General features: G+C 45.4%; 15 protein-coding genes. 7 read left to right on the top strand and 8 right to left on the bottom strand.

The genetic code is table 11. The features are described from left to right. The coding region (cobS, locus tag V6C93_RS04890; protein ID WP_333475529.1) for an adenosylcobinamide-GDP ribazoletransferase at positions 1-712 on the bottom strand (712 nt) is incomplete at its 3' end. A gap of 314 nt (positions 713-1,026) precedes the next feature. Between cobS and V6C93_RS04895 the strand changes: the two genes are divergently transcribed. After that, on the top strand, positions 1,027-1,479 hold the full coding sequence (locus V6C93_RS04895) for a hypothetical protein (RefSeq protein ID WP_333475530.1): 453 nt from the start codon (positions 1,027-1,029) through the stop codon (positions 1,477-1,479). Positions 1,480-1,598: 119 nt separating this feature from the next. Further along, positions 1,599-2,714, top strand: coding sequence for a tRNA guanosine(34) transglycosylase Tgt (gene tgt / locus V6C93_RS04900; RefSeq protein ID WP_333475531.1), 1,116 nt, complete (start codon positions 1,599-1,601; stop codon positions 2,712-2,714). Between the two features lie 575 nt (positions 2,715-3,289). On the opposite strand, the gene V6C93_RS04905 is transcribed toward tgt, so the two are convergent. Continuing rightward, positions 3,290-3,538, bottom strand: coding sequence for a hypothetical protein (locus tag V6C93_RS04905; protein ID WP_333475532.1), 249 nt, complete (start codon positions 3,536-3,538; stop codon positions 3,290-3,292). 26 nt (positions 3,539-3,564) lie between these two features. After that, positions 3,565-4,452, bottom strand: a complete 888-nt coding sequence (rsmH, locus tag V6C93_RS04910) for a 16S rRNA (cytosine(1402)-N(4))-methyltransferase RsmH (RefSeq protein WP_333475533.1) — start codon at positions 4,450-4,452, stop codon at positions 3,565-3,567. Between the two features lie 329 nt (positions 4,453-4,781). Between rsmH and V6C93_RS04915 the strand changes: the two genes are divergently transcribed. Together V6C93_RS04915 and cynS are read left to right on the top strand one after the other, a co-directional pair. Further along, positions 4,782-5,966, top strand: coding sequence for an NAD(P)H-quinone oxidoreductase subunit H (locus V6C93_RS04915; protein ID WP_333475534.1), 1,185 nt, complete (start codon positions 4,782-4,784; stop codon positions 5,964-5,966). A 195-nt stretch (positions 5,967-6,161) separates the two neighbouring features. Beyond that, on the top strand, positions 6,162-6,605 hold the full coding sequence (gene cynS, locus V6C93_RS04920) for a cyanase (RefSeq protein ID WP_333475535.1): 444 nt from the start codon (positions 6,162-6,164) through the stop codon (positions 6,603-6,605). 61 nt (positions 6,606-6,666) lie between these two features. On the opposite strand, the gene V6C93_RS04925 is transcribed toward cynS, so the two are convergent. Then, entirely contained in the window at positions 6,667-7,386 is a 720-nt protein-coding gene (locus V6C93_RS04925; protein WP_333475536.1) for a hypothetical protein, read from the bottom strand. 487 nt (positions 7,387-7,873) lie between these two features. On the opposite strand from V6C93_RS04925, the gene V6C93_RS04930 reads away from it, so the two are divergent. Further along, a complete protein-coding gene (locus tag V6C93_RS04930) occupies positions 7,874-8,044 on the top strand; it encodes a hypothetical protein (RefSeq protein ID WP_333475537.1) in 171 nt (56 codons plus the stop codon). A 56-nt stretch (positions 8,045-8,100) separates the two neighbouring features. On the opposite strand, the gene V6C93_RS04935 is transcribed toward V6C93_RS04930, so the two are convergent. After that, complete coding sequence (locus V6C93_RS04935; RefSeq protein WP_333475538.1) at positions 8,101-8,454, bottom strand: hypothetical protein; 354 nt, start codon at positions 8,452-8,454, stop codon at positions 8,101-8,103. A gap of 267 nt (positions 8,455-8,721) precedes the next feature. Here V6C93_RS04935 and argB point away from each other — a divergent pair, with 267 nt between their 5' ends. Then, on the top strand, positions 8,722-9,630 hold the full coding sequence (gene argB, locus V6C93_RS04940; RefSeq protein ID WP_333475539.1) for an acetylglutamate kinase: 909 nt from the start codon (positions 8,722-8,724) through the stop codon (positions 9,628-9,630). On the opposite strand, the gene V6C93_RS04945 is transcribed toward argB, so the two are convergent. Beyond that, the gene (locus V6C93_RS04945) at positions 9,627-10,037 is read right to left on the bottom strand and encodes a hypothetical protein (protein ID WP_333475540.1); all 411 of its coding nucleotides are present in this window, start codon (positions 10,035-10,037) and stop codon (positions 9,627-9,629) included. The two genes, argB and V6C93_RS04945, sit on opposite strands and share 4 nt — an antisense overlap. 583 nt (positions 10,038-10,620) lie before the next feature. Then, entirely contained in the window at positions 10,621-12,192 is a 1,572-nt protein-coding gene (locus V6C93_RS04950; RefSeq protein ID WP_333475541.1) for a hypothetical protein, read from the bottom strand. A gap of 424 nt (positions 12,193-12,616) precedes the next feature. Here V6C93_RS04950 and V6C93_RS04955 point away from each other — a divergent pair, with 424 nt between their 5' ends. Beyond that, positions 12,617-13,243 (top strand): hypothetical protein, encoded by a 627-nt coding sequence (locus V6C93_RS04955; RefSeq protein WP_333475542.1) that lies wholly within the window; start codon positions 12,617-12,619, stop codon positions 13,241-13,243. Here V6C93_RS04955 and V6C93_RS04960 read toward each other — a convergent pair. Next, on the bottom strand, positions 13,240-13,740 hold a 501-nt coding region (locus V6C93_RS04960; RefSeq protein WP_333475543.1), incomplete at its 5' end, for an ABC transporter permease. The genes V6C93_RS04955 and V6C93_RS04960 overlap by 4 nt on opposite strands.

The raw sequence follows: 13,740 nt of genomic DNA on the forward strand, positions 1-13,740 counted from the left end.
CTCCTAGCTTGCGATAAAACCAAGCGCCTGTTATTAGTGCGATCGCGCATCCCCCCACTGCCATTGTCCAGGCCACCGAAGTACTACCTTGGTCTAGGAACAACGGCAATCCACATAAACTCAAGAGTAAGAACAATCCCACGAGGATATCTTGGGGTGTGCGAATCGCCTGTTTGTGAAACGCCCCCTTCCCCGTCGGTTTGAGATAAGGATAAAATGCGATCGCAACTACTTGTCCCCAGCGTCCCCAACCGCAAGCGACCATCAAAACTAACCATCGGTTACTCTCTATATCTGCCAGCGCTGCCGTTTTTAAGAGTAATACAGCGACTGCTGCGATCGCTCCAAAAGCCCCTGTAGCACTATCCACCATCACTTCTAAGCGCCGTTGAGGGTCTTGAACCGCTAAGCCATCTGCCGTATCCATCGCCCCGTCTAAGTGTAGCCCTCCCGTGAGTGCGATCCAGCACACGACGAGCACAGCACTCCGGGTCAAGATGGGTACACCTACCTGTTGCAAAACCCCGTCTATAATACCCAGTATTCCGCCAATCAGTAATCCAATCACAGGAGCCCAACGCGCAATTCTCCGAAACTCTAGCCTCCAGTTGATGGGGAGCGGAATGCTTGTATAAAAAGTTACAGCACCGAGTAGAGACCTCCAAACTTGACATCCCCAGCTCACTAATTGTCGAAATGTCAACCGCCTCATAAGGGGCTTGCAGCGATAAATTCAGTCAATTGTCGTATTAGCAGCGTCAGAATCTTGGGATAGTATTGTCTCATACCCTACTGAATGAGCAACACGTTTCCTTCCCATACAACCCAAGTATTCAGATAGAAACCCGCTTGCTTGCCGTCTTCTCTCCCTCTGGATTATCCCTGGCTGTAGCATTCATTTGATCTTGACTGTTGCAGTGACGATAATCTAAGCTCTTGGTTTCCAATGTAGGGTCTCCAGCAAAGCGGTTACCTCAACCCATTCGATGGCAACCTCAGCCCTGTTTGCATCTTAGGCTTTTACCCATGAGTTACTCTCAATCCTCGCACCAGCTCCCAGCCCCCTGCATCATCGACACTGGAACTATCGTCAACAAGCAAGACATTGAACGCCTGCTCAATGACCTGAGTCGGGTTCGCTATATCCATAGCCTGGATGGCGCGATCAAAAATGAAGGTGAAGGGTGTGTCATGGAAGTTTTTTGCGATCCTCAGCGATCAACTCTGATTGCCAATCAGGCTATCTACCTCAACATTCAGAGTTTTGATTATTTACAGTTGAGTCAGTCTCCAACCCAAGAAGCTTACTTTGACTTAATTCAAGACCACCGTCAGTTACGGCTGATTCCGCTCTCTAACCCCTTGCAGGAGCAGTCGGCAGAGCCATTTAACGTGGATGCCCTAGAAGCGATGGTAACGCAAGTTCTCAGCGCCAAGTGGGATGTGCAAATCGATGATGACGGTGAGTGCCCTTTTTAAGGGTTGAAGGTTTTAAGGTTTAAGGTTTAAGGTTTAAAGTTTAAAGGGGTCAAGGTTAAAACCCTCTAGTTTTAGCTCTTCTGACCGTTGACCATTGACAAAAACCTTAATTAATAGCGTTGGAGCAACAGATAATTAAGTTTTCCTTTAAATGTCAGGCGTCCTGTAGCCAGACAAAAGCCCGTGCTGGTGTTTTTGTTACGCCTCATGGTTTGGTCGAGACGCCCAAGTTCATGCCCGTAGGCACCTTGGCAACGGTTAAAACCTTAACGCCAGCACAGCTAGAAACGGCTGGAGCACAAATGGTTCTGGCGAATACTTATCATCTCCACCTGCAACCCGGAGAAGGTATTGTAGAGCAAGCAGGTGGATTACATCGATTCATGGGTTGGAAGGGGCCGATGCTCACTGACTCCGGTGGCTTCCAGGTGTTTAGCTTGAGTCAAATCCGTACAATCACGGAAGAAGGTGTAACGTTTCGCTCACCTCGCGATGGACGAATCATCAAGCTGACACCAGAGCGATCAATTGAGATTCAGAATACCTTGGGGGCTGATGTGATCATGGCGTTTGATGAGTGCCCCCCTTACCCGGCTGAGCGCTCAGAAGTAGAGGCGGCAACCGAGCGAACCTATCGCTGGCTGAAGCGCTGTATTGACGCTCATGCTCATCCTACGGAGCAAGCGCTGTTTGGGATTGTCCAGGGTGGTGTTTATCTCGATTTACGTCGGGCTGCCGCTGAGTCTTTGGTATCGTTGGATTTACCCGGTTATGCCATTGGTGGCGTGAGTGTGGGTGAACCGGCTGAGCTGATTCACGAGATTGTTGATGCCACTGCACCGTATTTACCCATCGATAAGCCTCGTTATCTGATGGGTGTGGGGACATATCGAGAAATGGTACGTGCGATCGCCGCCGGAGTCGATTTATTCGATTGTGTGATTCCCACGCGATTGGGGCGTCATGGTGCGGCTTTGGTGCAGGGGGAACGTTGGAACTTGAAAAATGCGCGGTTTCGGGAAGATTTCACACCTCTGGATGCCACTTGCCCTTGCTATGGTTGCCAGAACTTTACTCGCGCTTACCTTAACCACCTGGTGCGATGTAAGGAAGTTCTCGGCTTCATTTTGCTCTCGCTGCACAATGTCACTGAACTGATTCGCTTCACACAACGCATTCGGGAGGCGATTTTGAGCGATCGCTTCACCACAGAATTTGCTCAGTGGCTAGACTAGGGAAATTTAATCATCTCGAACGCAGGACTTACACGAAGAGAAGACGATCAAACGGCGAGAAGACTATAGTTCAAATCGCTGTCACTTTATCAATCTGCCACCAACTCGTACAGGGAATGCCATGTCAATGTCTGCCAGCCGCCGAATCATAATCCAGTCCTAACAACTGACAATCAGAATCGAGGTGGCTGACAATCAGAAGGACTACACAAGCACAATAATCTCGGAGAGCCTGCCGGAGGGCTTCCTTTTGAGTGGAGCTATGAAGGTGGAGATACTTCGATGAACCATCTGGAAATTCACAAAAAAGATGAAACAACATCATTCTAAAACGTTGAACAATAAGTCTTACAAATCAACCTATTGAGGCTTTGTGAATAAATTGTGAAGGGAAGGATTTTTTTAACGCTTTTTTATATATGTTGATTTCTGCTTTCTTAAGCACAGCACTGGAAATAAACGTAAATTTTTATGGCTTTTTTGGGTAAAAGGCAATGGCGTTTTTCCCAATTCACAATTCCTTATTACCGACTACCGCAAGTGATATTTAGGGATATTTAATTACGTCGGCCTACTTAACAGGGGTTTTTAGAGCCTGGAATGATATTACTCCTGCTCATTGCTTTTTCCTCAACCCATGCCTTGAAGTCAAGAATTTGTCCATAATCAGCAAGTGGATTGGTGGTAGTCGCTTCCTCGGTCAGTTTTTTTTCTATCAGATATTGAGCAATTAACTGACAACAGCTTTGCTGATTAGCTAGCTGTTGTTTAAGCTGCTCATTTTCCTCTCTGAGCTGTTGAATTTCATCTTGCCACCAAGTCATCACTTACCACTAAAACGAAAAAATGTTTATTGAGAAAGTCTTTCTGCTAGTCTGAGCTTAGCAGAACGGGAGCGGGGGTTGTCCTCCAGTTCCTTCTCTTGTGCTGTTATTGGCTTTTTGGTTAGTATCCGCAATAGAGGTGAATCTCGCAGCGTATGCTTGACAATCCGATCTTCCAAACTATGAAAACTGATTATGCCAATTCTGCCGCCTGGTTTTAGCCAATGGGGAGCGCGGTTTAGGAAGGTTTCCAGAGAGGCAAGTTCTTGATTCACGACAATTCGTAGCGCTTGAAATACACGAGTAGCTGGGTGAATTCTACCGTGGCGGTACTTGGGAGGGACGCTATAGGCGATCGCATCCGCCAGTTCAGTGGTGGTTTGAAAAGGACGTTTTTCCACAATTTGCCGTGCTATCTGTCGCGAGAGTCGTTCTTCCCCGTATTTGTAAAATGCCTCTGCTAGTTGCGTGGCATCCCACTTGTTAATCACATCGGCAGCGGTGAGGGACTGGCGCTGATCCATCCGCATATCTAAATCAGCGGTATGACGAAAACTAAAGCCTCGCTCTGGTGTATCGAACTGAGCAGAGCTAACACCTAAATCAGCTATAATTCCATCAAATTGGAGTGAAAATGGTTCATAAGCCGCAAAATTTCCTTGCCAGAAGTGGGCGCGCTCACCATAGGGTGCTAGTTTGGCTTGGGCGGCGGCAAGGGCTACGGCATCGCGATCAATCGCAGTGAGTTGAACATCCGGTGCCGCCTCTAAAATCAACTGGCTATGTCCACCCCCACCCACTGTCGCATCTAGGTAATGCCCACCCGGACGAATATTCAACCCTTCAATCAACTCCCGACTCAGCACCGAAACATGTGAAAACGCCGTTGTGTTCGCCATCTGAGCCTCTGTCATAATTAAGATATGCAACAAAAATCAATATTTTGTACAAGACCTACCGCCATAAAGCTATCAAATATCAGGGATAAGCGAATGCGTGTGTTGTCCGTAAAGGGTTGCAGGTGAGCAGGTTACAGGTTAAAAGGTTATAGGTGAGCAGGTTACAGGTTACAAAGTTATAGGTTACGAAGTTGCTTGCGAGTGAGCCTTCAACCTTCCTACCTTCCAACCTTTAACCTTCCTACCTTCCAACCTGCCAACCTACAACTCTTTGGCTCCTGAGAAGCTAACTGTCACTTGTTGCTACTGTCCAACCTGCTGCAAAGGGAAATTGCTTAGTTTATATGGCAAAAATTGAGACAAGAACAGAACCCATGGTTCTCAACATGGGTCCCCACCATCCTTCCATGCATGGGGTGCTGCGACTCATTGTCACCCTCGATGGCGAGGATGTGGTTGATTGCGAACCGGTGATTGGTTACTTGCACCGGGGCATGGAGAAAATTGCGGAGAACCGCACTACCATCATGTACGTTCCCTACGTCAGTCGGTGGGACTATGCAGAGGGGATGTTCAACGAAGCGATTACCGTCAACGCCCCAGAAAAATTAGCGGATATCGCGGTGCCCAAACGCGCCAGCTACATCCGCGTCATCATGCTGGAGCTGAACCGGATTGCTAACCACCTGCTGTGGTTGGGGCCGTTCATGGCTGACGTGGGTGCTCAGACCCCTTTCTTCTACATCTTCCGTGAACGGGAGATGATTTATGACCTGTGGGAAGCCGTCTCAGGTTATCGAATGGTCAACAATAACTATTTCCGCATCGGCGGGGTAGCCGCTGATCTGACTTACGGCTGGGTAGATAAGTGCGCTGATTTCTGTGACTACTTTATGCCCAAAGTAGACGAGTACGAGCGCTTGATTACCGACAACCCCATCTTCCGCCGTCGCGTTGAAGGGATTGGTACTATCACCCGCGAAGAAGCGATTAACTGGGGACTTTCTGGCCCCATGCTGCGGGCTTCTGGTGTCAAGTGGGACTTACGGAAAGTTGATCACTACGAGTGCTACGACGATTTCGACTGGGAAGTACAGTGGGAAACGGCTGGGGATTGCTTTGCCCGGTATTTAGTGCGAATTCGTGAGATGCGCGAGTCGGTTAAAATTATCCGCCAAGCTTTGAAAGGACTTCCGGGTGGCCCTTATGAGAACCTGGAAGCCAAGCGCATGGTAGAAGGGAAAAAATCCCAGTGGAATGATTTTGAGTATCAGTTTGTCGGCAAGAAAATCGCTCCTACCTTTAAAATTCCCAAGGGTGAGCACTATGTTCGTCTAGAAAGCGGGAAAGGGGAACTCGGCGTTTTCATCATTGGGGAGGATAATGTCTTTCCGTGGCGTTTTAAGATTCGTGCTGCTGATTTCAATAATTTGCAGATCTTGCCTCATCTTTTGAGAGGTATGAAGGTTGCCGATATCATGGCAATTCTGGGCAGTATTGATATCATCATGGGTTCGGTAGACCGATAAAGCAAGTAATAAGCAACATATCCCCTTGTGAGGACAAGGAAGTGGCAAAAGAGAGGTTTCTTTCTTTTGCTTTTTTATTAGATTCCTCTGTCGGGCTATAAAAATGTATGGAAGGCTACAGTTCTTTAGGCTGTACAGCAGGTTGAATAAGGCTACCAAACTGTCTGCAAAGACCGTAAAAATAAGGAGTAGTGAATGACAATTCCAGAAATCACCCAAAAACTTTTAGCGGCTAAAAAGGCAAAAGGACTAACGTTTGCAGATTTGGAAACCATGATTGGGCGAGACGAGGTATGGATTTCTGCGGTGTTCTACCGTCAAGCCAGTGCTTCTGAAGATGAGGCGAGTAAAATTATCTCGGCATTAGACTTAGAACCCAATATAGCAGACGAATTAACAGCATTTCCTGTAAAAGGCTCTTTAGAGCCGGTTATCCCAACTGACCCGTTAATCTATCGCTTCTATGAGATTATGCAGGTTTATGGAATGCCCATGAAAGCCGTGATTCATGAGAAATTTGGCGATGGTATTATGAGCGCGATTGATTTTAGTTTGGATATTGAGAAAGAAGAAAACCCAAAAGGCGATCGCGTGAAAGTTATCATGTCTGGCAAGTTTTTACCCTACAAAAAGTGGTAATTATTTATGGAAATCATTCAACCGTTTTTCTCCAGGAGTTATGATTGAATACAGAGCCTATTTATTTACTAACTAGCGTGGGATTGGTCATAACTTTCTTGATGTGGGATTTGTGATATTCCCCTAACACCGCTCTGGCATAGCTTTCCACACTATCAGCCCAAGGAAAATGAGCCATTCTAGCTCGCCACTGCACCTCAGGAATGGGCGGCAGGTTCAATGCTTCTCGTCCAATGAATCTAAAGATGCTAATCGCCTTAGCGTTGGGATCAAAGCTATCACCTTGAAGGTCAGCGTCCCAGGTACCAATTAAGTTAAATACTGTACGAGAACTCCTTAGTTTGACAATCCACTGAATACTAATTCGATGAGTCCTGAGTATCGGATCTTCAGATACTAGAGAGCGCTCAAAATTCGACATTTCTATGCCTTGTGGTCGATGATGGCGCAAGGCTAATCGAATAGCTTTCAAGTTATCGAGGGTGATTAACAGATTGACACGAGGACTATCTCGACGGAACATATACCAGGTTCCCACGGCACCCGGTGCATCCCGTTCTACAAAGACGAGGGAAGTGAGTTCATCGTAAGATTCGGTTCGCTCAATAACTTTTAAAGGTCTTTGCTTTGTGCGTCCTTTAGTAAAGATTTGGCGAACCCACCGCTTGAGCCAGCGAAACCAGGTTAATAAATTATCCTGCTTTACTGGCTGTGCTTTACTTATTGTATTTAGCCGATAAACGTCCATGCCTTTAGAGCTTACTATGTAAGCCGATCCCATCGGTGTATTTGCAAGATACAAGCTTTATGTGTACCAATTGTGAATGCGATCTGTCTTCACCCGCGTTGCATAATCCTTCAGTTAACCCTCTTGAATAGCTCTGATCAGAGAATAAATAACGAGCTTTTTAGTTAGGGGCATTATGAGCTGTACTCACAATGTTCGCGTTAGCAGAGAGACTCCGAAGGAGCAGAAATGAAAATTTCTTTCTCCTTCTGCCTCCTCACTAAAGTTCCGGTATCGTCTGCCTTATTTGCAAGGCAGACAGGTTTACTCACCAAAGTCAGGGCTTCAACACATAAAGATTGGTGTTTCGCCTATTCTCTGGTGAGACTCTCAAAAGTGGATTAATCAGGATTTACACAGTGACTTGACTTCTAAGGCTATCCGCATACACCCTACTACTGTTATAGCTATGACTTAGGCTCTACGACAGTAGCGTGTCATTCAGTTCAGCCAAATAAAAGGATCAGGGGCAAGGAGACTGATGAGTGATTTCCGCCAAGATGGTAGCGCCACGAACTTGTGGGGGAAGTGGGCAATACTCACCCTACTGATTTCTTTGGAGATGCGACCACAATTATTTAGTATAACCGTTGTCTGCATCAGGTCTATGAGCGATCGCATCAGGGAGAATAGCAGAGGCGATTCTCGATAGATGAGCATGAATTAGAATAGGCAAATATTAGAGTAAAGCAAGCATAATATTCCCATTTAGCCTCTAATAATCGATTTTCTAGCCCAGTCTCTTGTATTTTCTAGATAAATTAAGACCTTCTTCCAGTTCTTTGTCCAGTCTCCCTCGATTTTAATCGAGTTTTTCACACCCTCTAAGTAGTAAAGCGTGGTGTACCGCTCATCATTGTCGGGACATCGCTCAATAATTAGATCGTGGAGCTGTTGCCAATACTCCTGCCATTTTTCCTGACTCGGATGAAAAATCGCTTCAAACAAATTCCGCCAGTAAAACTCAACGGTACCAATATCCTTGAGATTTTGTGGGCTTGGCTTATCCCATCCAGTATGGCGAGCGCGTAGCGCGTTAACATTCGGTAAATTTCCAATCATAGACAGGAGGCATCAAATCAGTGCTGCCTAAATTTTACCGATCCTGATACGTATGACTAGTATCACGCACGCGATCGCTGGGTCTGATTCGCTTAGGCGAGAAGCATTTGTAAAGTTGAGTGTGCAATTGACCCTAAACTCACCTCATCGATTTCTTGATGTCAGGATTCCGCTACTTACCTGATATCCCCTCTTAAACCTGAGAATCTAAGGGATGAAAAATGATTTAAACTGCATTGGACGCCACTTTTGTGAAGTTTGCTACCCATGAGTCACGATAGCAATTACATTAGGCAAGCTGAAGCTACCCGTGTACGGGTACTGAGTGAAGCACTGCCCTACATTCAACAATTTACGGGTCGGACGGTCGTCGTCAAGTACGGGGGTGCCGCGATGAAAGACGGTTCCCTAAAAGACAAAGTCATCCGCGATGTTGTCTTCCTCTCTTGTGTCGGCCTGCGACCAGTAGTTGTTCACGGCGGTGGGCCAGAAATCAACAGCTGGCTGGGGAAGCTAGGCATTGAGCCACAGTTTAAAAATGGTCTGCGCGTGACCGATGCCGCCACGATGGATGTTGTGGAGATGGTGTTAGTCGGTCGGGTGAATAAAGAACTGGTTTCTCTGATTAACCGTGCTGGTGGCAAAGCTGTGGGGCTTTGCGGCAAAGACGCGAACCTGATCAAAGCACGTCCAGAGGGTCGCGAGGGAATTGGCTTTGTAGGGGAAGTCAACAGTGTGGACATCAAGCTATTGGAGTCTCTGGTCAATAGCGGCTACATTCCTGTAGTGTCTAGCGTTGCCGCAGACGACACCGGTCAAGCTTACAATATCAATGCCGACACTGTTGCAGGTGAAATCGCAGCCGCATTGGGGGCGGAAAAGTTGATTTTGCTCACCGATACCTCTGGAATTTTGAAGGACTACAAAGACCCGTCCACCCTAATACCTAAGGTGGATATTCAAGAAGCACGAAATTTGATCGAAACGGGTATTGTTGCCGGGGGGATGATTCCCAAGGTAAACTGTTGCGTGCGATCGCTGGCCCAAGGTGTTCGGGCTGCTCACATTATTGATGGTCGCATTCCCCACGCCCTGCTGTTGGAAATTTTCACCGATGAGGGGATTGGCTCCATGATTGTGGCATCCGAATTTATGCATACAGCCGCATTCGCTTAATACCCAATGTGAACCCTAATTCCAGGTTGATTATAGAGATAGGGAGGATTATAGATAACCGGGGGTTGCCTGAAGACTCTTCGGGAAAACCCTGGTGAATCAATAATGACTGGGTCAACCAGCACTGAATCCGTAATCCTTGAATTAATCACTGTCGGATTAATCAGGGTCGAATTCCGAATCACTCCCCTCCCTGAGGTTATGCCTCCTGGGTTGTAGCCATTGTAATTATAGGGATTGTAATAGGAGTTATTGGGATTGTAATAAGTATTGGAGTTATAGGGCGAAAGCGAATAAGGATTCATGGTACCAGGCACCACGGGCACAGGGCTAGGAATTGGGCTGCCGATCACCTGGGTCGTGGGGGACTGCGCTGGAAATCCTCCAAATTGCGCCTGGGCTGGCATTCCGATTGATGTCAGCAGGACAATTCCCAGGGTTAAGGGAGTCAGAGTCTTAGTTACCCCGAACCTATTTAAGCAAGATTGCCGAGATGGAAGTGTAGAGAGCATAGCTTCACCTCAAAACATGTAGGGGATTGATAGGAGAATTGAATGTCTGGCTGAGAATTGTGTTCCGCACAAGGGCTGCGGTTTAACCCAATTTGGTTTTGAGCTACTCTCAAAGTACATCAGGGAGTGAAGATATCACTTCACCCAATTGAATGAGTTAAAGACACTGGGGTGAAACCGCTCTATCGAGCCAATGCCGTGAAAAATACCCTGTTTATCTGTAGGATGCGTACCGATGCTCCCTACCACTTGAGCCAGACAGTATCTCAGCTGGATTATTAACTATTATTATAGCCATTTTTAATCATGTGCTGACTTCTGATCTGATAGAAGAAGGTATCCTCTAAATTTTCTGAGTAAAGAAAAGACATGTTGGGAACTTTAGGTCAAAAACTCATCTAATGCTTATTTAAAATTGTTGATTTTGGAAGCGACCGCTATTAATTCAGGCTGTGACAAAAACGGATAGAACAATATTTCATTCTTGAGAATCCCTCGAATCATTCGATTGTGTTGGTATTAGCCAGACCATTAATCCTAGAAGTGAGGCAAGAACAATCCCCACCAAAACCTGAACCAGTATATTAGATAAATTATAAAGGAAGAGATGGGCGAATCTGGTAATAATAGAAACTAAAGGTTGTTCTGGGTTGATAGAATTCAGCACAGTTCTGACAGGAGAGGAAAGTTGGAAATAAATACTGCTAGCCGCTAGGCAAGTCACAACAATAGCAAACCAAATTTGCAATTTTTTCTCCCGTTCTTGAGCTGCAATGCCATTAAGGCGTAGGGTTTCCTCTAAAGTGCGAGCGCGTTGTGCTTTATCAATTTCTACAAGGCCTCGAATCGATGCGATCGCTTTTTCCACCAAGCTCGAATTTTGTACGCATTCACTGAGTTTTATTTTCAGGTCATCCTGAAAATTTTGGCAGGTTTTCTGAGTAAAAAATGATAAAAACTTTAAATCATAATTTGGTAATCTTTCCTGAACTTGTCTAAGTTTTTCAGTATAATTTTTGCTATTAGCCTCAATCATCATACGATAGGATTCTATGACCTGTATCCCCTCGGCATAGTCTAAGGAAAATTTAGGCAGGACTCTGAGCTTTTCCTTAAAGTAGCTAATCTCAATGTCCGACAAAACTTGAGCTTGATTAGGCTCTTGCGATCGATGGTTCTCTAGAGGAAGCTCTGCTATCTGATTAATTATCTCTTTAATCGTTTGATTTTTTTGCTGAATACCTACATAGGATTCTAGAGCGTGTTGATAAGATTTAAGGATTTTTTGCCTGTAATACAATAAATCAAACATTTTCTGATAAAAGAAACCAAAATTATTATCAATTCTAGAATCAATTTTGCCAGTAAATACTTCCCTAACAAATAGCCAAACAAAAATCTGCCCATAAACATGAGTATGATAAGGATTACCATATTCAAAAATCGGGCTACCAAATAGTTGACCCGATTGATACAAAGGTGGACAGTTTTCCAAATCTTCTCCTAGGAAACTCCGTACACAATCATCTGCTATCTCCCGCCATATTTTTTGGCTGGGCTGCTGCTTCTGAGATAGCCAAGCTGTTAGTATTACAGTTTGTCCTAGGGAGCTATTAATTTCTTTAGGCAAAAAGCATTTTCCTGGATTGAAATCTTGAAAAATTGAAAGTTCTATTTCTTTAGTTCGTTGACCTCTTTCATTAAGTTCAGGAATGCGAAGATTCAAGGCCAGCGCATAGCTCTCTTCAATCTTGAGCGGACAAGCAAAACCTGTAATTTTGTGGTCTTTTTGTTCATGAAATATTTTTCCTTCTAAGGGCAAAGAAATCATGTTATCAGTGGCTCCTTCTAGTAAAGCCACTCGAAAGCCATCAGATATATTTTTTATTCTTAACTTTTGGTTAATTTGAAAACGCACAAAAATATCAACGCATTTTTTCCAAAGCAATTCTTCATCAAAGTCTTGGCTTGAGGGTGCATGATTGATAGAGGCATTGCTCGAATGGAAGGCAAAGAGATGAATATTAGGCGCATAGACTTTGTGACTCATTGTTGAAACTCCGAATGAATGAACAGTATAAGAAAAGTGTGTTACAAGTCAGGCGCTCAAGGATTGTTCTTAACTTGACTGTGTTCTATGCTCCAGATTAGCAACCTTGAGTAAAACTAAAGGGAGGAACTTAATGTCGATTCAGCAAGTTTTTTGAAAGGCTGAGGGCAACAGCAGGAATCCTCATTCCCTTTCAGCTCGTCTTAATCTTTCCAAAGTCATTCGTTCTCGGTTTCTACCTAAGCTTTGTCAACTGGCGCTGGTACTGGTAGTTCGCCTTGGCTTCAGCTATGGAGCTGCAACTTCTGCCAATGCCGCGACTCTTTGGTATGATGGCGACCCCGATGGACAAGAATCCACTCACAATGCCATTAATATTTATCCGCCTTTTACCTATATTGGTGCGCGTCTTACGCAATACGTATTGGATGACTTTATCATCCCCTCGACTAATGCAGGTTGGCACATCAACTCACTTTGGTCTAACAATTTGCTAGAAGCTCCTAACCAGCTTAGTGGCGTAGCTTGGTCAATCGAAAAAATCTTGCCAAGAAATATACCAGGAGAGCGACCCTACAGAAGCGAAACGGTTGCCAGTGGGGTTAGTCTAGCTACGCTCATACCCACCAATTTCACAGTTTTTTACTTTAACTATTCTGTGTATACGGTAAAGGTTTTAGGGTTAAATATCAACCTCTCTTCAGGAAGTTACTGGCTGTCAGTTGCTCCCCAATACATTTTACCGACTGATCCAGAGGGGGGCATACCATCAGCATCGTTTTCTGCGATCGCAACCACAAACGGTATGAATGCAGTTGGGACACCGCCTGGAAATGACGGGATGTCATTTAGGATAAATTATGGTTCTGCCTTTGAGCCTGGTAATGCTGAAGATAGCGATTATTCAATGGGGATTGAGGGCGAGGTTGTACCTGAGCCTTCCTGGATTTTGAGCTTACTCACGTTTGGTGCTTTGACGTTCGGTTTCCGGCGCTGGCGCAAGCAGAAATTTACCCCGGATGCAAACGATAGGGCGAATAAATTAGATTAATCCTGTTGGTGAGCAAATTGGTAAGCACCGATCAGGGAAAGTGCGATCGCAACCGTTAGGAGAATTGGAATAGAGTACCAGGGAAATTGTGAAAGCGGTAAGTAAGCCGCTGCACGTAGCCCAATACTGGTATAGGTTAGAGGCAGCAGATACACAATCCCTTTCAGAGCCACAGGTAACGTTGCGGGGTCAAAAAACGTTGCTCCCAAAAAGGACATGGGAACAATCAAGAAGTTGTTGTACAGTCCAACCGATTCCAGTGACTTCACATTCAACCCGACAATCACCCCCAAACCGGCAAACACGGCACAATTGAGTACCACCAATAGCAAAAACAAAGGGTTCAAGAAACTGCCAAACTTCTGCGTGAAGATCAGTGCGACTAAAATCACAGAGCAGGATGTCATCAGCCCTCGCACGATTCCAGCTAGCATTCTACCTAAATACAGCGCTAAGGGATGTACAGGTACGAGCAGCGTTTCCTCAAAGGTTTTGGT

It is taken from the genome of Allocoleopsis sp. (assembly GCF_036703385.1).
GTDB lineage: Bacteria > Cyanobacteriota > Cyanobacteriia > Cyanobacteriales > Coleofasciculaceae > Allocoleopsis.